The sequence below is a fragment of the Paenibacillus durus ATCC 35681 genome (assembly GCF_000993825.1).
GTDB classification, from domain to species: domain Bacteria; phylum Bacillota; class Bacilli; order Paenibacillales; family Paenibacillaceae; genus Paenibacillus_AQ; species Paenibacillus_AQ durus_B.
The window spans coordinates 1,081,703-1,102,565 of sequence record NZ_CP011114.1 but is presented as its reverse complement, the minus strand read 5'-3'; the positions used below and the strand labels follow the sequence as shown (position 1 = coordinate 1,102,565).

Genomic DNA, 20,863 nt, shown 5'->3' with positions numbered 1-20,863 from the left:
GGTTCCCGAACCTTTGGTATTGATGCTTCCCCCTATGTTTGTCATAATGGAGCAAACAGTTATCCAACCAAGAAGGAGAGATTGTCTGCAATGTGGAAAGAGTTCAAAAGCTTTGCGCTGAAAGGAAATGTGCTAGATCTCGCTCTCGCCGTTGTGATCGGGGCTGCCTTTGGTAAAATTGTGTCTTCGCTGGTAGAGGACGTTATCATGCCGGTAGTTGGACTGCTGATCGGCGGTATTGATTTAAAAAGCCTGCAATATACATATGGCGATGCGGTGCTGAAATACGGTGTTTTTCTCCAAAGCGTGGTCGACTTTTTTATCATCGCCTTTTCGCTATTTGTGATCGTCAAGCTTGCCGGAAAGTTTCAACGTAAACGGGAGGAAGAGGTTAAAGCAGATCCCGCACCGACGCGCGAGGAGCTGCTTCTGACCGAAATCCGCGATCTTCTGAAGGACAGATAGGCACTTACTCTGTAAAAAGACTCTGTGAAAAGCTAAAGTGAAAAATCAAACAGCCGTCTCTCCTGCCGCATTGCCCAGGGAGACGGCTGTTCGTTCATGCTGATGAATCGGGTATGGTACTGGCCGGCTTCCGTCATGAACGTTCCGGCAAAGATTCCCTACGCAGCATCCGGCGCAGAAACAGCCAGCTTCCAACCGGCGCGGCTCCAAGCCCCAGCAGCAGCAGAGTAACGGTGCGCGGTGCGGCGCTGACCGACAGAATGGCGATAAAAATAAAGGTTCCCGCCAGCCGTCCGGTCATCAGGCATAGCTCGCGCAGCACAACCAATTCGACGCGCTTGCCGGCGCTCTCCTCGCTTTCCCCCATCAGATCAAAGCTGGTGGAAACCATCGGCAGCATATACAGCGGGATGAACAGCGATGTCCCGATGCCCATAACGAGCAGCATGCCGTAGCTTACCGCCCACAGCATAGGCACGATCACCCCTACCAGCAGGAGCGCTCCGCAGAGCATGCCAGCCGACCGGAATTTGGGCTTCAGCCATTTGCCGGCCGCCCAGTAGCTGACGAGCGACACCGCAGAGGTAATCAGCGTGAACTGCCCCAGCTTGCTCTCCTCCTTCGCCGCTATGTATACCAGGAGACCGATCAGAAAGGAAAATACGCCTTCACGCAGGCCCTGAAAAAATAGCGCAGCCCCCGTTACGCGCCAATCCGCGTCTCCGGAACGCAGCTGATGCCAAGGCTCCAGCCATTCGTAGCTGCCGGAGGTTTTGCGCTTTTTCAGAAAAAAGCTCAGCACCGCCGCCGCACCGTAAATACAAAGCGAAATCATAAAAACAAGCCGGTAGCCCCGGTTTCCATGCAGCGTGGAGATCAGCCAACCGGAAAGCCACGGCCCAACGATGCCGGTCAGCGAACCAAGGAGCCCTACCCAGCCGTTAAATGCATCGCGGTTCTCACGTTCCGTAATTTCAAAATAAACGATGTTGAAGGCCAGCCAAAACAGGCCCGAAGCAATACCAAGCACAATGCCAAGCGGCCAGACGTACAGAGCCACCTTGCTTCCCAGCCACAGCACCAGAAGATAAAAAAGGCCCGAAACGGCGATGCCAAGCCGCAGGGCGTTCATTTTATTATGTTCCTTCACCCACTTGCCGCCCAGCCAAAAGCTGAGACCCAGAGCAAGCTGCTGGGCTACAGTAAACCAGCCGATCATGGCGTAATCCTGACGGTTTTTCCACAAGTAGACATTCAGAAAAGTTCCCGCGAGCGCGCCCGAAAGCACGAATAACCCGTTAACCGCCAGCAGCAGCGCCGCCTGTCCCCGCAGCGAGACCTTCATCGTATTCCTCCTTAACCTTTGAGACATGCACCTGTATAACATGCCCCAAACCGGAGGATCTTAGCGGAGGAACTTATTTATTTGCGAAGGCCCCCGATATTGCGCACCCACTGCTCCCGGTCTTCTTCGGCCAGGCTGTGCTGAACCTGAAAGCATGACGGACAGACATACATATTTAAGGAGAACGGTGCGTTCAGCAGCGGTACGCCAAGAAAGGCGGGAACGGCGGATTTGAAATCACTCACCCCTACCGTACCGGCAAGCAGCATATATTCATGACACTGTGGACATTCAGGCACTTCGGTCTGCTCATCAAGAACGGCGGCTGCAGAGCTGTCATAACGCTCCAGATCGTAAGTGTCCCGGTAAGCGTCGAGTGTGTTGAATATGGGAACAACTCCCTCTTGCTCGTCTTCTCCCCATAAATCGCCGCCATGTTCATGCTCATGCTCGTCATCGTCTTCCAATTCGTCGTCATCCAGATCTTCCTTGCTGATATTTACCGTACGGTAAGCGCTAAGTTCGTTGCCGCAATGCGGACAGGCTTCCTCCGGTCCGAGTTCTTCGTCCCATACAATTTCCGTATGGCACCAAGGGCAGATGGTCGTATCCATTTTTTCAGTCTCCTTCGTCAATTCATCATTAGATAGATAATTCCGGCCGCCATAAACAAGACCGCCGCAACAAACAGCACACGCACCAGAATTTTCATTCGGCTTCAGCGTCTCCTTTTGCGCCGTTCGATTTTTTCTACAGAATGGAAGCCCCGATTACATAGGATAATGATACGGAAATGAGCATCGCCGTCAGTCCGACCGCCCGGTTATCCGCCGCAATCTCCTTGTCGATCGAAAAGACGGGCGTCAGAAATTCAAACATAAAGTAAGCAATTAGCAGCAGAACAAAACCGATTACGGACCATTTCATGGTTTCGTAAATCGAAGCCTCCGCCTGGATACTGAAGCGCAGCACGTTGCAGATGCCGAATATTTTGCCGCCGGTCGCCATTGAAGCCGCCACGTTACCCCTGCGGATTTCATCCCAGCAGTTGTACTTTGTTACCATTTCAAATATGGACAGAAAAACAACCAGCTCCAAAATGGCAACCGCAAAGTAGCCGAGCAGGCTCCCCAGCGGATGGCTCAGCCAAGCATCGATTACGTGTTCCATAGGTTTTCTCCTTCTTTCCGCCGGGAAAGCCCGTTATTTCAGCTCCGCAACCGTTACGCCCGCGCCGCCTTCGTTGTAGTTGCCCAGACGGTAGTTCTTGACATGCTTATGCTTGCGCAAATATTCCTGAATCCCCGAGCGCAGGACACCGGTTCCCTTGCCGTGGATAATGTAAATCTGGCCAAGATTTCCGAGAAACGCCTCATCAAGAAAACGGTCCGTCTCAATCAGCGCCTCTTCCAAATTTGCTCCTCGTAAATCCAGTTCGCTGCGGATATTCTCGTCCCGCGTGCGCTTGACTGTGGTAGCCTGGCGCAGTGGCTGCGGGGCAGCCGGTACGCCAGGCGACAGCAGCTCCAGATCGTCCAGCCGCACCTTCATCTTCATAATGCCGAGCTGTACGACGGCTTCCTTGGCTCCGCTCAGCTCGACGACATGACCCTTCTGATTCAGGCTGTGTACAGCCACTTCATCACCGGGCCCGATTTGGCGGGCCTGCTTGTTCTTCGCCCCTCGCGTTGGCTCCTTCTTGCGGGGCGAAGGCTGCGCTTCATCGAGCCGCCTGCGGGCCTCGATCAGCTTATGCTCCTTGACCGACGCCCCTTCCTCCAGAGCCAGCCGCCGCAGATCGCTGATAATCTGCTCGGCTTCCTTGCGGGCCTTGTCGACAATCGCGGCGGCATCCTTCTCCGCCTTCTCAAGCCATCTGTCGCGCTGGCTCTCCAGCTTCTCCAGTTCCTGGCGCTGCTTGCCGCGCAGTTCCTCCGCCTCGCGCCGCAGATTCTCGGCCCGCTCGCGTTCGTTCTCCGCGCCGAGACGGTTCTCCTCCAGCGAAGCGATCATATGCTCGACGCGCAAATCCTCTTCCTTCACCTCGCCGCGCGCATGTTCCAGAACGGCCGCCGGCAGTCCCAGCCGCTCGGCGATCGCGAAGGCGTTGCTTCGGCCCGGAACGCCGACCAGCAGACGGTATGTCGGCCGCAGGCTCTGTACATCGAATTCCATGCTGGCATTGATTACTCCCTTGCGTTCATAGGCATAAGCCTTAAGCTCGCTGTAATGCGTCGTTGCCACCATCCGGCATCCCGTCCGGTGAATATGCTCCAGGATGGCGATTGCAAGCGCCGAGCCTTCGGCAGGGTCCGTTCCCGCTCCAACTTCGTCGAGCAGGACCAGGCTTTTGGGAGTCATCCGCTTCAGAATGGAGATAATATTGGTCATATGGCTGGAAAATGTGCTCAGGCTCTGCTCGATGCTCTGCTCGTCTCCGATATCAGCATAGATGGCGTCGAACACGCACATTTGGCTTCCTTCCTCGGCAGGAATAAAAAGACCGGACATCGACATCAGGCTGAGCAGCCCGATGGTCTTCAGCGTAACGGTCTTTCCCCCCGTATTCGGGCCTGTCACGATAATGGAGCTGTACTGGTTGCCGAGCTCCACATCCAGCGGAACGACGGACTCCGCAGCAATCAGCGGATGTCGTCCCTTGCGAATTTTCAGATAGCCGCGATCGTTCATCCGCGGACGGGCAGCTTTCATTTCCCGTGCCAGCCGGGCCTTCGCGAATATAAAATCAAGCTGGCCGAGAAGGTCAACGTCATACCCCGTCTCCTCGGCAATTTCACCGACAAGCGCGGTCAGCTTCCGCAGGATGATCTCAATTTCCCGCTCTTCGCGCAGCCGCGTCTCCCGGAGCTTATTGTTCATTGCGACAATCGATTCGGGCTCGATGAACAGCGTTGCTCCCGAACCTGACTGGTCGTGAACGATGCCGCCGAAGTGAGAGCGGTACTCCGCCTTCACCGGAATCACAAACCGGTCGCCGCGAATAGTTACCAGCTGATCCTGCAGCATCTTTGCGACCGAAGAGGAACGGATCATCGAGTCCAGCTTCTCGCGGATTCTTGTCTCGCCGTTCCTAAGCTCCCTGCGGATGGAGGACAGCTCGGCGCTGGCGGTATCCAGCACCTCCGCATTCTCGTCGATGGCAGAGCGGATGGCGTCCTCAACGGGCTTCTGCTCCGAGACCAAATCGCTCAAGTCGAAGAGCATCTGGATCGGTTCTTCTTCATGCATAGCGGCCAAAAAACGTTTGACCCGGCGCCCGCCGCCAATGGTGTTGCCTACGGCCAGCAGTTCGTGCGGGCCGAGCATTCCGCCGATGGCGGCCCGCTTCAGCGAAGATTTGATGTCGGTTATCCCGCCGAAGGACGGTATTCCTTTCAGACGGTCAACCGTGGCCGCCTCGTCCGTCGCCTGCAGCAGCAGCTTGACGCCTTCGAAATCGCCGGAGGGCTTCAGGTTCTCGGCCATCATCAGTCCCATTGGAGTTTGTATATATTGCTTCAATTTATTTATAATTTTTTGATACTCAAGCGTATGCAAAATCTTGTCGTCCAATTACGGTCACAGCTCCCTTCATATAAAAATCATTATACCGAATGTGGCTCATTTTCGCTATTTGGGTACGTTTTACCAACATAACGGGGAATGTTTCTGTGTACAATAACCCTTGCACGTATCCTTAAGGCTAAAAGCAAAGGAGGCTTGTACAGTGAGATTTTTGGGTCATGTTGTACGTTTCATCGTGTCCGCGCTTGTCCTTCTTGTAGTTGGCTGGATTGTTCCGAACTTCAGCATCGGCGGCTTCTGGAGCGCCCTTATGCTTGCTCTGGTGATCGCACTGCTGGGCTGGATCGCCGAAGGCATTTTCGGCCGCAAAACAACGCCGTTCGGACGCGGTATCGTAGGGTTTCTGGTAAGCGCACTGGTCATCTGGCTAGCACAGTTCATTGTCGCGGGCGTTAGTGTGTCTATTATTGGCGCCCTCCTCGCAGCTCTGGTCATCGGGATCATTGACCTGTTCCTGCCCGTCTCTACCCCGTTTGAAGCCGGCAAATAACCGGACGTTCGAAGCCCAAAAAGAAGCCGTCCCTAACACGATGAGTGACAGGGCGGCTTCTTTTGCGGATTAGACCGGCACGAGCTTCTTATTTCTAGAAGTTACGACCCGGTTTTTACCGCTGTGTTTAGCCAGGTATAGAGCTTCGTCCGTTTTACGGAACAACAGTTCCTTTCCGTCGCCCATGCAGTAGCGGCATAAGCCGATGCTAACAGTAATCCGTCTTCCTCCCGCATAAGGATGCTCCATTCCGGCTATATCGGACCGGAGCTCTTCGACCAGCGCATACGCTTCCTCCGGATCTTTATCCGTAAAAATAATCGCGAACTCCTCTCCTCCATACCTTGCGGCAAAATCATTCGGGCCGATCATTCCGCCGATTTTTCCCGCGACCTCCTTCAGTACAATGTCTCCAATCCAATGGCCGTATGTATCGTTCACCTGCTTAAAATTGTCAATATCAAATAAGGCAAGCTGAAGCCGCAGCCCGTTCGTCTCACACTGCTCCAGCAGCGAATCCAAATATTCGTGGAAGGTCTTGTGGTTGTAAAGTCCGGTAAGCGCATCAATCTTCAGCAGTTTGTCGGCAATCGCCCGTTCAACCAGCAGACCTTGCTCTGATTGGGTCAGCTGCTCTAAATATTCGCTCGCTTCATGCGCACGCACGATAACCCCATGCGCCAAGACCACAAATACGATAAAAATACATTCCATCATTAAAAACTCAGACAGCGGTTTATTCAGCAGTTCCCGCTCCAGCATGAAATAAATACCGGCGTAATCGAAGATACCGAGCAGTCCGAGAACATAAAGCATGCGGCGGTCAAAGTAAACGAGTGAAGTCATTGCCGGCATCATCAGCGCCATCTGCGCGCCGTCGACATAAGGCACACTAACAAAATACAGCAGGCAAGACATGACGAACCCGCAGCCGACCACCATTTGCTTTTGAAATCTGAAGTCGGAGCGCAGCCAGATCTCAGCCAAAATTACGCTCAGGAAAATGAGCAGATAGCAGAAGAATAATAAATATCCGATCTGTGATGAAATGGCGCGATAAGGCTCCGGATTATAGCCGCTCAGCGTAAAGAAAGCCTGCCCGATTAGAGCAATGGCGGCCAATGTCCAGTATACATTCAATATTCTTCGGTGCCAGACTTCGGTATTCAGTAAAACAGCAGCTCTACTAATGAAAATCCCCTACTTTTAACCTATGTATTTTGAACACACCGCACCTGCAAGGCAGGAAATTTCAGATTACTGAAATTTCCTTTCATGATAGCACATACGTTCGGATTTGAACACATAAACCGATTTTCATTATAATAAATTTGAAAGGCTTTTGCATCCTTAAACTTAAGGAGGAAAAAATGAAGAACATGCCTTTGTTGTTGTTATCCATCGCCTTATTGCTCATGCTTGCCGCTTGCGGCGGCAATTCGGGGAACGGCGGAAATGCCGCGGACAGCGGGAAGGAGAGTGCGGTTAGCCCGGCAGCGGCGGAAGAGAAGGTTGTCATCAAGGCAAGCAATTTCAGCTTTGACAAAAAAGAATACCATTTGAAAAAAGGGGTTCCCGTTCAAATTACATTTGAGAACGAGAGCGGCCATCATGGTATACTGGTCCCCGAGCTTAATCTTCAATTGGACGAAAAAAATAATTCCCAAGTCATTGTCCCTGAACAAACAGGCACGTTCCGAATGACCTGCGCCATATTTTGCGGCTCTGGCCACAGCCAAATGAGCGCCGACATCATCGTTGAATGATATTCTCATATTCACCCGTTTAAAAGGGCAGCCTCCGGATTTCTCCGTGAGCCTGCCCTTTCATCATGCGCCGCCATTCAACTATCCTGTTCGATAAGTTGAATCCATTCATTATATTCATTTTGCAGCTTGGCATATTCCGCCTGCAACTTCTGGTGTTCCTGCGTAACGCGTTCCAGCTCGCTATGCCGCAGTTCGAATTCGGCTTGGAGCAGCCGGAGTTGACCCTGCACCAGCTCGTAGCTGTCTCCAACCTCGCCAAGCTTCTGGAGAGCGTCGCTGCGCTCCTGGCTCAGCGAATCGCGCACCCGCTCGCCCTCCGCGGCCTCCTGCTGCCACAGGTCGATCTCCTCGCGCAGCTTCGCTTCCGTCTCGGCCCACTGCTGCTGCGCCTGCTTCAGCTCTTCATACCTCGCTCTCCACGATTCGCCGTAACTCTGCGCTTCGCTCAATTGCTCACGCTGGAGTTCTGCGGAAGCCGCGGCCTCTCTGCCCGCTTCGGACAACTCTTCCAGGCGAAGCGAGGTCTGTTCGGCTTCTTCTTCGAGCAGACGGCAGCGCTCCTGCTGCCGTTCTCCCTCCTGCAGCACTTCATCGTACTGCACAATCAATTCCTCATACCGTTCCCGCAAACCGGCAAGAGCAGTCTCCCGTTCCGTTTCTTTGGCCTTCAGCGCATCTCCGGCGCTTTCGGCTTCCTGCCGGAGAGCCCGTTCCCGCTCCAGTGACGCCGACAGCCCTTCGGTTTCGCCTCGAAGTCCGTGAAGCTCTCCTTTCACGGCTTCGAGCTTCTCTTCGGCTTCCAGCAAACTGATCTCCAGCTCGCCGATTTCCTCCTGCCGCTTGTCTGCCGCTGCCTTCCACTCCCCATGCTCAGCCGTTATCCGGGCAAGCTCATCCCGGGTACAGGCAAGGTCTTTGGCAGTCTCGCCAAGAGACTTCCGAAGCTCTTCTGCCTGGCCCTTCGACAGTTCATGGGCCTCGCGCAGCTCCGTAAGCTCCTGCTGCAACAGATCGCCAAGACTTCCGGCGGCCTGCAGTTCATCTTCAAGCTGCTGTTCACGCATAAGAGCCTCATTATGCTGGTTCTGCAGAGCGAACCGGGCTTCCCGCTCCGTCTTCAGGCCCGCCTCCTCGGCGCGCAGCTTGGCCTGCAGCTGGCTGATTGTGCCGCGCAGCTCGCCAATCTGCTTCTCGAACTCATGCGCGCTCTGCTTATGCCGATGCTCCTGGTTGCCTAAGGTCTGCCGCAGATCCTTGTTCTTCGCCAGCTCGCGCTGCAGCTGTTCCCGTTCCCGGCTAAGTTCCTTATTCAGCGCCGAAACGGCCTCCTCCCGCTCACCGGTCATCATGCTTTTCGTTTCCGAGAGTTCTCTCTTTAGCGCGGCTTTCGTCTCCGCAAGCTCCTGTTCCAGACGGGTCTTGACTTCCGTCAACTCCGCCAAGTGTGAAGCCCGAAGTTCATCAAGCTCCAGACGGTGCGCCGCCGCCAATTCATCCACCTGCTTCAGGCGAAGCCCCTCGGCCTGTCCCAGCTCCCGCAGCTTGCTTTCCCGACTCTCCGCCAGCTCGCGTTCATGACTGTCTCGCAGCTCCTGCTGCTCCAGGTCCCGCCGGTTCAGCTCCTCCTCAAGTCCCTGGCGAACCGCCTCGGCCGCCTCCTCCGCCTGCTGCAGCAGCTCTTCATGCTTCCTGCGCTCTTGCTCCTCGGCCTCCTGATGCCGCTTGCGCTCCTCCGCAGCCTCGGTAATCAGCCGATTCGATTCCTCCCGGGCGCTTGCAGCAACCCTTTCGAGTTCTTCCTGCTGCTGCCGCTGCGTTTCCAGCAGCCGGGCGACTTCGCTGCGCAGCGAGCTGCGCTCTCCGGTCAGCACATTCAATTCATTCTTGAGATCCTGTGCCTGTATTGCCTGCTCTGCCATATGGACAGCGGCCAGCACCGCTATGCGCGGTGTATCCAGCCGGTTATGGGATTTGGAAATCGCGTGCATATGCTCGTCCACATATTGGGCGACCTGCTTCATATATTCAATACTGCTTCCAACCAGTCTATAGGAAGTACCATAAATCTCCACGGCGACACGGGTCCGGTCCATTGCCACAGTTGTGCCCTCCTTTGTGTGTATGCGGATTCTAAGCTGTTTCTCTATTCTTGTTCTCTTTCTATTGTAACTTTACCCACAAGCGTTTGGCAAAAAGCTCTCTTCCCTAAACTTCAACCTCAGGCCGCATTCTCCAATAAAGGAAAAGCCGCAGCGATTCCAGGTTTCTAAATGGATTCGCTGCGGCTTTACAAATTCCTGCTATTTTCTTAAGTTCGCGCCAAAACTTTGCTGAAGCGCGGCCAGCACCTTATCGTGAACCTCCGAGACTTCCTCGTCGGTCAGCGTATGCTCCGTATGGCGGTACAGCAGCGAGATAGCGATACTCTTCTTGCCGCTCTCCAGCTTGCCTCCGGTATATACGTCAAATACCTGCGCCGATTGCAGCAGGCTTCCTCCCTGCTCACGAATGGCATCCAACAGCCGGCTCGCCGGAACTTCCGAGTCCACGACGAGCGCAATATCCCGTTCCATGCCCGGGAAACGGGGAAGCTCGCTGTACTGCAGCAATGTCCGCGCCGCTTCATAGAGCGGCGACAGCAAAATCTCAGCGGCATACGTATCCTCCAGATCCTGCTTACGCTGCAAGTCGGGATGAATCTGCCCTATGGTGCCGAGCTTTACCCGTCCTCTTTCTCCGTTCAGGTACACGGAAGCCGAGCGGCCGGGATGATAGCCTTGCGGAGAATCGCCTTCGAAGACAACGGCGTTCTCCAATCCGAGGTAGGCAAATACGGATTCCAGCGCTCCCTTGAGATCGAAGAAGTCCACGGGCTCGGCAGCGACATTCCACTGCTTCGCCGCCTTGCTGCCCGTCAGCAACAGACCCAGCGTCTGGAACTCGCGCGGCTGGCGGGTCAAGTGTTCCTCATCCGTTACGAACACGGTACCGATTTCGAACAGCGCCAGGTCGCTCTGCCGGCGGTTCGTGTTGTACTGAGCGATATCCAGCAGCTGCGGCAGGAGACTTGTCCGCAGCACGCTGCGCTCCTCGCTCATCGGCAGAGCCAGCTTGACCGCAAGCCCACCCTCGGTCAGTGCGGGGAACAGCGTAGTTTGCTCGGGCTGAATGAAGGAATAACCGAGCACCTCCTGATAGCCGCCATCTGCCAGCAATTTGCGCAGCGCACGGCGAAGCACCTGCGGCCCGGTCAATCCTCCCGGTGTAGTCGGCCCTTCAATCGGCGTAGTCGGAATGTTGTCATAACCGTACAGGCGGGCGATCTCCTCAAAGAGATCCACGTCCCAGCTGATATCACCGCGTCTGGTAGGAACGCTAACCTCGAGCATTCCCTGTTCCACATCCCCGCAGGAAAAATGCAGCCGTGCAAACAGCGTCTTCACTTCCAGCATCGAAAGGTCCGTGCCGAGCCGCCGGTTCAGCTTATCGAGCGACAGCTTAATTACTCTTTCCTGCACTTCGGCGGTCCCGGCTTGAATAATTCCTTCATGCACAGAGCCTCCAGCATAGGTGCTAAGAAGCGAAGCCGCACGGTTCAGCGCGGGAATGACGGAACGCGGGTCCACTTCCTTCTCGAATCGCAGCGAAGCTTCCGAGCGGAGACCGAGCTGGCGTGACGTCTTGCGGATCGTTCCGCCGTCGAATCTGGCCGACTCCAGCACGATATTCACCGTCTGATCGGTCACTTCCGAATTCAGACCGCCCATCACTCCGGCGAGCGCCACCGCTTTTGCGGCGTCCGCAATCACCAGCATGTGCGGCTCCAGCTTGCGCTCCTGGCCGTCCAGCGTGGTCAGGATCTCACCTTCACGGGCAAGGCGGACGCCAAGTGTGCCGCCCTCCAGCCGGTCGGCATCAAATGCATGCAGCGGCTGGCCATACTCCAGCATGACGTAGTTGGTGATGTCCACAATATTGTTGATTGGACGCACACCCGCCGCCATAAGACGGTTCTGCATCCACAGCGGAGAAGGAGCGGGCTTCACGCCGGCAATATAGCGGACCGCGTAATGCTTGCAGTGCTCTTCGTTCTCAATACTGACGGATATGGCGTCCGATGCGGGAACGGCGATTTCAATAATATCCCGGCCGGGGTTCGGCAGCGACAGCTCGCGTCCCAGAATGGCGCCAGTCTCGTAAGCCGCGCCGATCATGCTCAGACAGTCGGACCGGTTCGGAGTCAGATCGAATTCCAGAATTTCGTCGTTCAGGCCGAGCACCTTCGTAATGTCTTGTCCGATTTCCGTATCTTCAGGCAGCACCAGGATGCCTTCCTGAAGCTCTTTCGGCAGCAGCTTGTCATTCAGCCCCAGCTCTTTGGCGGAGCAAATCATGCCCTGGGACAATACGCCGCGCAGCTTCGCTTTCTTGATCTCAAGACCCGGAAGCTTCGCGCCAACAAGCGCCACAGGAACCTTTTGGCCGGCGGCCACGTTCTTCGCGCCGCAGACGATCTGCAGGTCCTCCTCCTGACCGGCGTCGACAATGCACACATTCAGCTTGTCGGCGTCAGGATGCTTTTCCTTGGATTTAACAAATCCGGTGACGATCCCGGACAGCCCTTTATTGCGGCGCTCCACACCGTCGATTTCGATGCCCGCATCCGTAATTTTATCCGCCAGTTCCTCGGCGGTCACGCCCTCCAGCGATATATAATCAGCCAGCCAGCCGGTTGATACTTTCATGTCCGCTCACTTCCTTATTTAATGTTGATTTCCGCACGGCGAAGCCGTTTCTCTTACGATATGAAGAATTTCCATCCTTTCGGGGTCCCCGCAAAGTACCTGATTATACTTCGAAGTCAAGCTTCACTTTGTGGGGGGCTACACGCCTCTGAACTGTTTGACAAAGCCCATATCGTTGAAATAGAAATTACGGATGTCATCAATGCCGTATTTCAGCATCGCGATCCGCTCAGCGCCCATGCCAAAGGCAAATCCGCTGTATTTTTCAGGGTCGTAACCGCCCATTTCCAGCACCTTCGGATGCACCATACCGGAGCCCAGAATTTCCAGCCAGCCCGTTTGCTTGCACAATCTGCAGCCATGTCCCCCGCATTTGAAGCAGCTTATGTCTACCTCTACGCTCGGTTCGGTGAACGGGAAGAAGCTCGGACGAAGACGCATGCGTGTGTTCGGTCCGAACATTTCCTTAACGAACTGCTGAAGCGTGCCTTTCAAATCGCTCATGCGGATGTTCGGCCCGATAACCAGTCCTTCAATTTGATGGAACTGGAAAGAGTGGGTCGCGTCGTCGTCGTCACGCCGGAATACTTTGCCCGGGCAGATGATTTTAACCGGAACCTCGCCTTCCATCGACTGCATAGTACGAACCTGCACTGGAGACGTCTGGGTGCGCATCAGCAGCTCCTCGGTCAGATAGAAAGAGTCCTGCATATCGCGGGCCGGATGATTCTTGGGCAAATTCAGCGCCTCGAAATTGAAATAATCCGTCTCCACCTCTGGACCTTCAGCCACACGGTACCCCATACCAATGAAGATATCCTCAATTTCCTGAATCACTCTGTTCAGCGGATGAATACCGCCTTGGGGCAGACGGCGTCCCGGCAGCGTAACGTCCACCTTCTCCGCCTGCAGGCGCTGCAGCGTTTCCTGCTCTTGAAAAGCTTCCTGCTTCGCGCTAATAATCTCCTCAATCGCGCTTCTCACCGCGTTCGCCACCTGTCCGATGACCGGACGCTCCTCCGCGCTTAATGAACCCATGCCGCGCAGGACCTCCGTAAGCTCACCTTTTTTACCGAGATATTTTACCCGCAGGTCATTCAGCGTCTGGGCGTCCTGCACCTCCTGCAGCTTCGCCAACGCTTCAATCTTCAATGCTTCCAACTTTTCCTTCATCGCCTTAAGCAGCCTCCTTCACTTCAGGTATCAATGCACAAAAAAAGCCTTTTCTCCCGGTAAGGGACGAAAAGACCGTGGTACCACCCTTGTTAGGCGCTATAATCCAGCTGCTCCCCAAACGGGGAAACCGCCCTATAGACTGCCTCACTTTATACAGAAATAACGGTCTGCGGCCGGTATCCTCTACTGACTGTCCCGCCTTCCATGCGGGCAAAGTTCAAGGAACTGCTCCGGAGCGAACTTCGACAGCCCTGCTTCCCGGTCACGCTCTCAATCTCCGGCGTTTCCTCCCTGTGGGTCAGAAGCTGCGTACTCTTCTCCATCGTCGCGTTGTTTATAGTCAACAAAGTAACATCTATTTATTATAGGCAATGCGCGCAGCTTTGGCAAGCTGTAAGATGACGGCAAGGATGGAGCTTCCGCAGATACATAGTTTGAGATATCGGCCCTAAGCCTTAGTCGGGGCAGTCTGAATATCACTGGCGAGACAAGTCCCGATCGTATTTGAGAATAAAGCCGGATTAGGCCAAAAATGTATCGAATGGGCATAAGCTGGGTAATAAGTCTCAACGGTTTGTTCCGGTATAAGTAAAAGCTCATAGTCTTAATACATAATCAATAGCTTGATTCCACGGATTCAGCTTTACTTAAACACATACTACCGCACGGCTTTTGGCAAATATATAGGGTTATTTCCAATATGTTTTTGGCGAGGAGAGGAAGACAGTGGCTGGGTTTACCGAAGCGAAAAAGACTCGCAAATTACTTGTATTATTCGCTGCTATTACAGTTCTCTTGATTACCGTAAGTATCGGTTCCCTGCTGTATTTGAACCATTCCATCAACCGGTTCTCGGATACTTTGTACAAGGACATTTACCGGAATACGAATCTTATTTTGAGAGCTGACCGCAATTTGTATCATTCCTCGCTGCTCCTTCAGAACGCCCTTAACCCTTCTTTAACCGGATTGCAGCGCTCTCATTTCCGGCAGGAATTCGGGAACAGCTTGGCCGAGACCGAGAAGAGCATTAATACCATTGTGCAAAATCTGGCCGCCATGGAAGCTTATCAAAACTTCGGCAGCAGCAAGGAGCTGTTGGGCAAAATCCGGCAGGAGCTTGCCAATTTTGACGGTCCCTTCGGTCAATGGGGGGAAGCTGCGGGAGTGGCTCTCTCGGCAGATTCGCTGAACAGTGGCGGAAATCCAGGCCTTTCCTCTCCCGCAATTTCAAGCGAACAGTTGAACGATGCTCACCGGAGTCTGGATCAGGCGGAGAAATTGATCGGCATCTATGCAGAACGGGTAACCGCCGATTTTCAAAACCAGAAAAGCACGTTATTCGCACTCTATTCTCTTCTACTGTTCATGCTTATTCTGGTTATCATTTATCTCATCCAAAGAATTGTCCGGCTCCAAAGCGAGATGCAGGAGGATCAGGCGCTATACCAGCTCATCGGGGAGACCATGTCCGATTTTATTCTGTTAACCGATACGAACGGCCAGATTTTATACGCATCTCCGTCACATTCATCAGCGCTTGGCTACATCCCCAAGAAAGGCGAGCCTCTCTCGAATTACATCAGAGAATCAGAAATTGCCTGGGCCAAGCTGAAGAGCGTTGTCCAAGCGACGCCGCGAATGGCGGAACTTAGAATGAGAAGCGCTGACGGCCACTGGATTTGGCTTGAGACAAGGGTGTCACCCGTAAAAGGCAACCTGTCTTTTCCAGCGCAGTTCATGCTTGTTTCCCGGGAAATAACGCAGCGTAAGCAGTATGAGGAGCGGCTGCATAAACTGGCGTTCTACGACCATTTGACCTCGATACCCAATCGTGCGCATTTTAAAATGTACATGGAAAACCTCCTCACCCATCCCGATGACCGCAGACAAAAGTTTGCACTCGCCCTGCTGGATTGCGATAGATTCAAGCAACTTAACGACACATTGGGCCATCTGGCCGGTGATGAATTTCTGCAGCTGCTGTCCCGTGAGCTTCAGCAGAGCGTTAAAGGCTATGGACAGGCATTTCGAATCGGAGGCGATGAATTCGCCGTCATCCTTCACCTTGGCTTTGCTCACGAAGCACTCCATGATATTCTGAACCGGCTGCTTCAGCTGTTCAACAAGCAGTGGTCGGCAAACAACGGATCAAGCTTCTGCACTTCAGCCAGTATTGGAGTAGCGCTGTATCCCCAGCATGGAAGCACGATTAATGAACTTTTACGCGCAGCCGATTTGGCCATGTACCGTTCCAAAAGCCATGGCGGAAATGAATCCAATCTGTATGACGAGGAAATGGATGAGGAATATCCGGAACAAGAACACTCCAGAAATTGAAGTGGACGAACAAAAGGCTGCTCACGCCGCGGAATAAAGCGGATGGAGCAGCCTTTTTTGTACGGTTTTTATTGAACCAGTTAACTTGTCATCGAGAATTTCTGTTCAACAACGGTGTTGTCATCACTGTCCCTAATCAACACCTTGATCACTTCTTCACTTACCGAACAATCGATAAAGCGGTCTGTGCTTCCGTCCCTGGCCTCCCAATCGTTCACCCGCAGAATATAACCGAAGGAACGGGTCTCCGGCAGCACCTCAACCGTGGCAACGGCTCTGCCGTCTTCCATGTACCGGAAATCACATTGGCCATCCTGTATCCCGGTATCCCATACCCATAAATTCCAGCCTCTGTAGTCCCTGTCGGAGCGCTCATAATGCACCTCGACTGTCTTGGCCCGCTGAGGCGGGGTTCCGCATTCATCGTAAAGCACCATCATCGACAGTCCTTCCAACTGGACCTCTGTACCTTCCACTTTGCGAAAAGGGGCTATTTCCGCCCGGGTATGATCGACAACCACATTCCATTGTTCGGAAGAGGCAGGCAGGCCTGTCGTGACCTCCCAAGGATTAGCGTTAAACAGAACGACGATATTCTTCCAGGAGTCGCCGCCGGCATGATTTTTCAGCACATAGGATACTACGCCGCCATCACAACGGTAAATCTCCAGCGAGCGCTCAATTTCCTGACGTCCGCGCAGCCGAAAGGCCGGGTGATTTCTGCGCAGTGCGATCAAATTCTTATAATACTGGAACACTGGAAGGAATCTGGCCTTGTTGCTCCAGCGGATCGCGTTGATGGCATCGCCGCTCCGATAGCTGTTATGATCACCATATTTACTGCGAAGCAGCTCATCTCCCGCATGCATGAAAGGGATGCCCTGAGAGGTCAGCACAATCCCAGCCGCCAGCAGTGATCGCCGCACCGTTTCATTTTCCAAAAGGATATCTTCCGTAATGCCGACATACGGATCGGCGTTCGCTACAGCCTCTTCCAGGCTGCCTCCATGTTTCGGCCTTCCATTATCCAGATCCGGAAACCGCGCATCCCGGCGAAGACCCTGCGTCGCGAGGAGCTTATCCCATAGATTCAGATTGTCATGAGCCGTCACATAATTAACCGTCTCCGCCGGAGAGTCCGTGAAATCGTGAACCGCGCCTATAATGCCGGCCGCGACCGCCCCTTCCTTGCCGAGTTCTCCTGTAACAAAGCCTCTGCCCCATCCGTCGCTGTCTCCTTTGATGGCGGCTCGGAAGTTATCGTTGAAGACGGCATAGCCTTTTCCGCGCTGTGCGCCTTTCAGCGTCTTGGAAACCAGTGGTGAATCGCCGCCGGTCCACGGCTCACCGTAGAAGATCAGGTTGCGATTGACCTCCAGGCGCAATTCCTCGACAACTTCGCGCATCGTTACCGTATCGATAAGACCCATCAGATCAAACCGGAATCCGTCGATATGGTACTCTGTCGCCCAATGGCGGAGCGAATCCTTGATAAACTTGCGCACCATCGGCCGTTCTGTGGCCAGCTCATTGCCGACACCCGAACCGTTGGAGAGGCGGCCGGCATAATCATGTCTATAGAAGTACCCGGGGACAAAGGCTTCAAAGGGCCCCCCGTCCACAGAGTACGTATGATTGTATACTACATCCATCACGACAGAAATTCCCCGTCGATGCAGCGCCTGAACCATCTCTTTAAACTCCCGGATGCGTGCTGCGGGATCGGCGGCATTCGTACTGTAAGAACCTTCCGGCGCGTTATAATGCTGAGGGTCGTACCCCCAGTTATAGTTGCTTTCTCCCGAGAATCTATCCTTTACCTGCAGCTCATCCACCGTCTGAAAATCGAAAACAGGCAGCAAATGGACATGCGTGATACCCAGCTCGCTTAAATGATCGATTCCGAGTGTATGGCCTTCAGGATCGCGCAGGTCCGCCTCGGTGAACGCTTTATATTTTCCTTTTTCGCTAATGCCCGAGCTTTCGTGAATCGAGAAATCGCGAACATGGAGTTCGTAGAGCACTGCATCCACAGCATGCTGCAAGGGCGGAGAAACATCCTGGTCCCAGCCATCGGGATCGGTATCCTGCATATCAATAATGGCCGAACGAAGTCCGTTCGCGGAAACGGCCGTCGAATACGGATCGGCGGACTCACGGATCATCCCATCCTCATAAACGACCCGGTACATGTAAAATTTACCTTTCAGGTCACCCTCGACTTTCACCTGCCAAACGCCTCCGTCCCGGCGAAGCATATACGTCAAGCGGGCGTCCTCCGAGCCTTCCGCATTTCCAATCTCTTCCCCTCCAGAACTATACAAGACGAGCGATACGGCAAAGGCCGTTGGCGCCCAAACCTTAAATATGCTGCGTTCTGGAGAGTAGCTTAATCCTAAATCCATGCCATTGTATATTTCCGATGCGGGTTCCGCATTTATATAGTTGCTTTTCATAAAATCCACCATCCTAACGCTTCCGTACATAAGCTCCGCCGGAAGTTTTTAGATCCATATATGCCCTCTTCTTAGATGTCTTATACATTGGCAATGAACAAGGATAAGGCTCATTGCTAATATATAATATGTAACAATATGTTCACAGGCTTGGGTTATTTTCGGTTTCACAAAACCACTTACTTATTATCGGCTGAAGATAGCTTTTCCTAAATATGAATAATCAAATTACTTTTAATTTTAAAGATTATAACCCGCATTGCTGCGTATTTCACTAACAATTATATACAAATGACACTACTTTATGGGATTTTTATGAATATCGTCGCCATTTTGCCACGAATTTCGTGAATTAAAGTAAAAAGCCGATCCTAAAAGGACCGGCTAAGCAATTATTTGGAAAAGTGGTCGAAGTTAAAACGAAGGAGTTTCCCTGCAAAAAAACAGGTTTAGTTGCCGATGGCGCGCACCAAAGCGACTACCTCTTCCGCCGTGCCTAGATTCAGAGCTTTTGCAGCCAGAGTCTTCATTTCTTCAGCCGACAGCTTGGAGATTTGGCTGCGAGCCGGCAAAATCGAAGTTGCGCTCATGCTGAACTCGTCTAGCCCAAGACCAAGCAGCAGCGGAATGGCTGTTGCATCCCCGGCCATCTCACCGCACATGCCTGTCCATTTACCCTGCGCATGGGCAGCGTCGATAACGTTCTTGATCAGGCGCAGGATAGCGGGATTGTACGGCTGATACAGATAAGATACCCGCTCATTCATACGGTCGGCAGCCATTGTATATTGAATAAGGTCATTCGTACCGATACTGAAGAAATCAACTTCTTTGGCGAACTGATCCGCAAGTACGGCCGTGGATGGAATCTCCACCATAATGCCGAGTTGGATACTGTCCGATACTTCCTGGCCTTCCGCCTGCAGCTTGGCTTTCTCTTCAAGCAGCAGATCGCGGGCAGCGCGGAATTCCGTAAGCGTCGCGATCATTGGGAACATGATGCGCAGGTTGCCATGAACGCTTGCTCTCAGCAGAGCGCGCAGCTGCGTGCGGAAAATGTCCTGGCGCTCCAAACAGAGGCGAATGGCGCGGAAGCCTAAGAATGGGTTCATTTCCTTCGGCAAATCCAGGTAAGGCAGTTCTTTATCGCCGCCAATGTCCAGCGTACGGACGACGACCGGCTTGCCATTCATATTTTCCAAAACGGTCCGGTACGCATTGTACTGGATTTCCTCGGAAGGCAGTTTGTCTCTGCCCATGTACAGGAACTCGGTGCGGTACAGGCCGACACCCTCGCCCCCGTTCTCGATTACGCCCGTAACGTCGTTAGGCGTACCGATGTTGGCTGCCAGTTCCACATGCTTGCCGTCCACGGATACCGTCGGCTCGTCACGAAGCTTTCTCCACTCTGCAATTTGCAGAGCATAGGCTTCGCGCTTGGCGCTGTATTCCGCCACTTCGGCGTCGCTCGGATTAATGAGCACATCTCCGCTCAAGCCGTCGACAATGACGAAATCGCCCGATTTGACTTGGGAGAGCACATCCTTGGTGCCGACAACCGCTGGAATTTCCAGAGAGCGGGCCATGATTGCCGAGTGGGACGTACGGCCGCCGATGTTGGTTGTAAAGCCTTTGACAAACTGCCGGTTGAGCTGAGCCGTATCGGACGGCGTCAGGTCTTCCGCAATAACCACAACCTCTTCACTGATTTCAGCAGGGCTCACATAGTGAATGCCGAGCAGATGGTTCAGCACGCGCTTAGTTACGTCGCGCATATCGGCTGCGCGCTCTTGAAGATAGGCGCTCTTCATATTCTCAAACATGGCGATGAACTGTGTCGCCACTTCATTCAATGCATAATCCGCATTTACGGCATCCTCACGGATTTTATCCTTAACAGGATTAATCAGCTCCGGATCGTCCAGAATGAGCAAATGGGATTCGAAAATCTCCGCTTTCTTCTCACCCAGTTCCGCCAAAGTGCGTTCTTTAATCTTCAGCAGTTCCGCTTTCGATTTATCGAGCGCTTCTTCCAGCTTAACAACTTCCGCTTCTACATCCGTTACCGCATTCTTCTTGATGGTGTAGTCGGGGTGTTCCAGGATAAAGGCTCGTGCTATCGCAATCCCTGCCGAAGCCGCGATTCCTGAAATTTTAGTCATTCAGTTCTCCCAGCCCTTCCTTAATCATCACATCCTGAAGCGCGCTCAGCGCTTCAGTTTCTTCGCTGCCGTCTGTAATCAATGTCAGCGTGTCGCCAGGTTCCAGTCCCAGGGACAGAACGCCGAGGATGGATTTCAAGGTTACTTTTTTACCTTTAGCTTCTGCAAATGCTTCAGTGCCTTTGAATTTAGTTGCCGTGTTTACCAGGGCCGTAGCCGGGCGTGCGTGAATTCCATCTTCATCGATAATTCTGAATGTTTTTTGCATAATTAATCCATCTCGCTTTCTAAAATTTGTAGGTTTAGTTTAACAGCTTTCGCTCCCATTTA

16 protein-coding genes are annotated in these 20,863 nt (G+C 53.3%); 4 read left to right on the top strand and 12 right to left on the bottom strand.

Annotated elements, in window-relative coordinates:
* The first annotated feature begins 90 nt into the window (after nt 1-90).
* Entirely contained in the window at nt 91-465 is a 375-nt protein-coding gene (mscL, locus tag VK70_RS04890; RefSeq protein ID WP_036639590.1) for a large conductance mechanosensitive channel protein MscL, read from the top strand.
* Between the two features lie 133 nt (nt 466-598).
* Here the strand turns inward: mscL and VK70_RS04885 are convergent, their stop codons facing one another.
* The 4 genes from VK70_RS04885 to VK70_RS04870 form a co-directional block, all read right to left on the bottom strand.
* Entirely contained in the window at nt 599-1,810 is a 1,212-nt protein-coding gene (locus tag VK70_RS04885) for an MFS transporter (RefSeq protein WP_025694956.1), read from the bottom strand.
* Between the two features lie 77 nt (nt 1,811-1,887).
* Nucleotides 1,888-2,424, bottom strand: a complete 537-nt coding sequence (locus VK70_RS04880) for a hypothetical protein (RefSeq protein ID WP_025694957.1) — start codon at nt 2,422-2,424, stop codon at nt 1,888-1,890.
* Nucleotides 2,425-2,560: 136 nt separating this feature from the next.
* A complete protein-coding gene (locus VK70_RS04875; protein WP_025692771.1) occupies nt 2,561-2,980 on the bottom strand; it encodes a DUF350 domain-containing protein in 420 nt (139 codons plus the stop codon).
* Nucleotides 2,981-3,013: 33 nt separating this feature from the next.
* On the bottom strand, nt 3,014-5,383 hold the full coding sequence (locus tag VK70_RS04870; protein WP_046722930.1) for an endonuclease MutS2: 2,370 nt from the start codon (nt 5,381-5,383) through the stop codon (nt 3,014-3,016).
* 154 nt (nt 5,384-5,537) lie between these two features.
* On the opposite strand from VK70_RS04870, the gene VK70_RS04865 reads away from it, so the two are divergent.
* Nucleotides 5,538-5,885, top strand: coding sequence for a phage holin family protein (locus tag VK70_RS04865; RefSeq protein WP_025699751.1), 348 nt, complete (start codon nt 5,538-5,540; stop codon nt 5,883-5,885).
* A 69-nt stretch (nt 5,886-5,954) separates the two neighbouring features.
* Here the strand turns inward: VK70_RS04865 and VK70_RS26305 are convergent, their stop codons facing one another.
* Entirely contained in the window at nt 5,955-7,025 is a 1,071-nt protein-coding gene (locus VK70_RS26305; RefSeq protein ID WP_144415182.1) for a GGDEF domain-containing protein, read from the bottom strand.
* Nucleotides 7,026-7,255: 230 nt separating this feature from the next.
* Between VK70_RS26305 and VK70_RS04855 the strand changes: the two genes are divergently transcribed.
* A complete protein-coding gene (locus tag VK70_RS04855; protein WP_025699754.1) occupies nt 7,256-7,651 on the top strand; it encodes a cytochrome c oxidase subunit II in 396 nt (131 codons plus the stop codon).
* 77 nt (nt 7,652-7,728) lie between these two features.
* Here VK70_RS04855 and zapA read toward each other — a convergent pair whose 3' ends face one another.
* From zapA to VK70_RS27750, 4 genes are all read right to left on the bottom strand, one after another.
* Nucleotides 7,729-9,753 (bottom strand): cell division protein ZapA, encoded by a 2,025-nt coding sequence (zapA, locus tag VK70_RS04850; RefSeq protein WP_046722929.1) that lies wholly within the window; start codon nt 9,751-9,753, stop codon nt 7,729-7,731.
* A 201-nt stretch (nt 9,754-9,954) separates the two neighbouring features.
* Entirely contained in the window at nt 9,955-12,399 is a 2,445-nt protein-coding gene (gene pheT, locus VK70_RS04845; RefSeq protein ID WP_025699756.1) for a phenylalanine--tRNA ligase subunit beta, read from the bottom strand.
* A 138-nt stretch (nt 12,400-12,537) separates the two neighbouring features.
* The gene (gene pheS, locus VK70_RS04840; RefSeq protein ID WP_025699757.1) at nt 12,538-13,572 is read right to left on the bottom strand and encodes a phenylalanine--tRNA ligase subunit alpha; all 1,035 of its coding nucleotides are present in this window, start codon (nt 13,570-13,572) and stop codon (nt 12,538-12,540) included.
* Nucleotides 13,573-13,724: 152 nt separating this feature from the next.
* Nucleotides 13,725-13,919, bottom strand: a complete 195-nt coding sequence (locus VK70_RS27750; RefSeq protein ID WP_144415181.1) for a hypothetical protein — start codon at nt 13,917-13,919, stop codon at nt 13,725-13,727.
* 382 nt (nt 13,920-14,301) lie between these two features.
* Here VK70_RS27750 and VK70_RS26300 point away from each other — a divergent pair, with 382 nt between their 5' ends.
* A complete protein-coding gene (locus VK70_RS26300) occupies nt 14,302-15,915 on the top strand; it encodes a sensor domain-containing diguanylate cyclase (RefSeq protein WP_025699758.1) in 1,614 nt (537 codons plus the stop codon).
* An 80-nt stretch (nt 15,916-15,995) separates the two neighbouring features.
* Here VK70_RS26300 and pulA read toward each other — a convergent pair whose 3' ends face one another.
* The 3 genes from pulA to VK70_RS04820 form a co-directional block, all read right to left on the bottom strand.
* Nucleotides 15,996-18,371 carry a type I pullulanase gene (gene pulA, locus VK70_RS04830; protein WP_144415180.1) on the bottom strand — a complete coding sequence of 792 codons (2,376 nt, stop codon included), beginning with the start codon at nt 18,369-18,371 and terminating at the stop codon, nt 15,996-15,998.
* 449 nt (nt 18,372-18,820) lie between these two features.
* Nucleotides 18,821-20,533: a phosphoenolpyruvate--protein phosphotransferase gene (gene ptsP, locus VK70_RS04825; RefSeq protein WP_025699761.1), complete on the bottom strand. Its 1,713-nt coding sequence runs from the start codon at nt 20,531-20,533 to the stop codon at nt 18,821-18,823.
* Entirely contained in the window at nt 20,526-20,801 is a 276-nt protein-coding gene (locus tag VK70_RS04820; protein WP_025690601.1) for an HPr family phosphocarrier protein, read from the bottom strand. Before VK70_RS04820 ends, ptsP begins: the two co-directional genes overlap by 8 nt.
* Between the last annotated feature and the right edge of the window lie 62 nt (nt 20,802-20,863).

Coding starts and splice junctions, on each gene's coding strand:
- mscL (WP_036639590.1), top strand. CDS start 91: ATGTGGAAAGAGTTCAAAAGCTTTGCGCTGAAAGGAAATGTGCTAGAT.
- VK70_RS04885 (WP_025694956.1), bottom strand. CDS start 1,810: ATGAAGGTCTCGCTGCGGGGACAGGCGGCGCTGCTGCTGGCGGTTAAC.
- VK70_RS04880 (WP_025694957.1), bottom strand. CDS start 2,424: ATGGATACGACCATCTGCCCTTGGTGCCATACGGAAATTGTATGGGAC.
- VK70_RS04875 (WP_025692771.1), bottom strand. CDS start 2,980: ATGGAACACGTAATCGATGCTTGGCTGAGCCATCCGCTGGGGAGCCTG.
- VK70_RS04855 (WP_025699754.1), top strand. CDS start 7,256: ATGAAGAACATGCCTTTGTTGTTGTTATCCATCGCCTTATTGCTCATG.
- pheT (WP_025699756.1), bottom strand. CDS start 12,399: ATGAAAGTATCAACCGGCTGGCTGGCTGATTATATATCGCTGGAGGGC.
- pheS (WP_025699757.1), bottom strand. CDS start 13,572: ATGAAGGAAAAGTTGGAAGCATTGAAGATTGAAGCGTTGGCGAAGCTG.
- pulA (WP_144415180.1), bottom strand. CDS start 18,371: ATGAAAAGCAACTATATAAATGCGGAACCCGCATCGGAAATATACAAT.
- ptsP (WP_025699761.1), bottom strand. CDS start 20,533: ATGACTAAAATTTCAGGAATCGCGGCTTCGGCAGGGATTGCGATAGCA.
- VK70_RS04820 (WP_025690601.1), bottom strand. CDS start 20,801: ATGCAAAAAACATTCAGAATTATCGATGAAGATGGAATTCACGCACGC.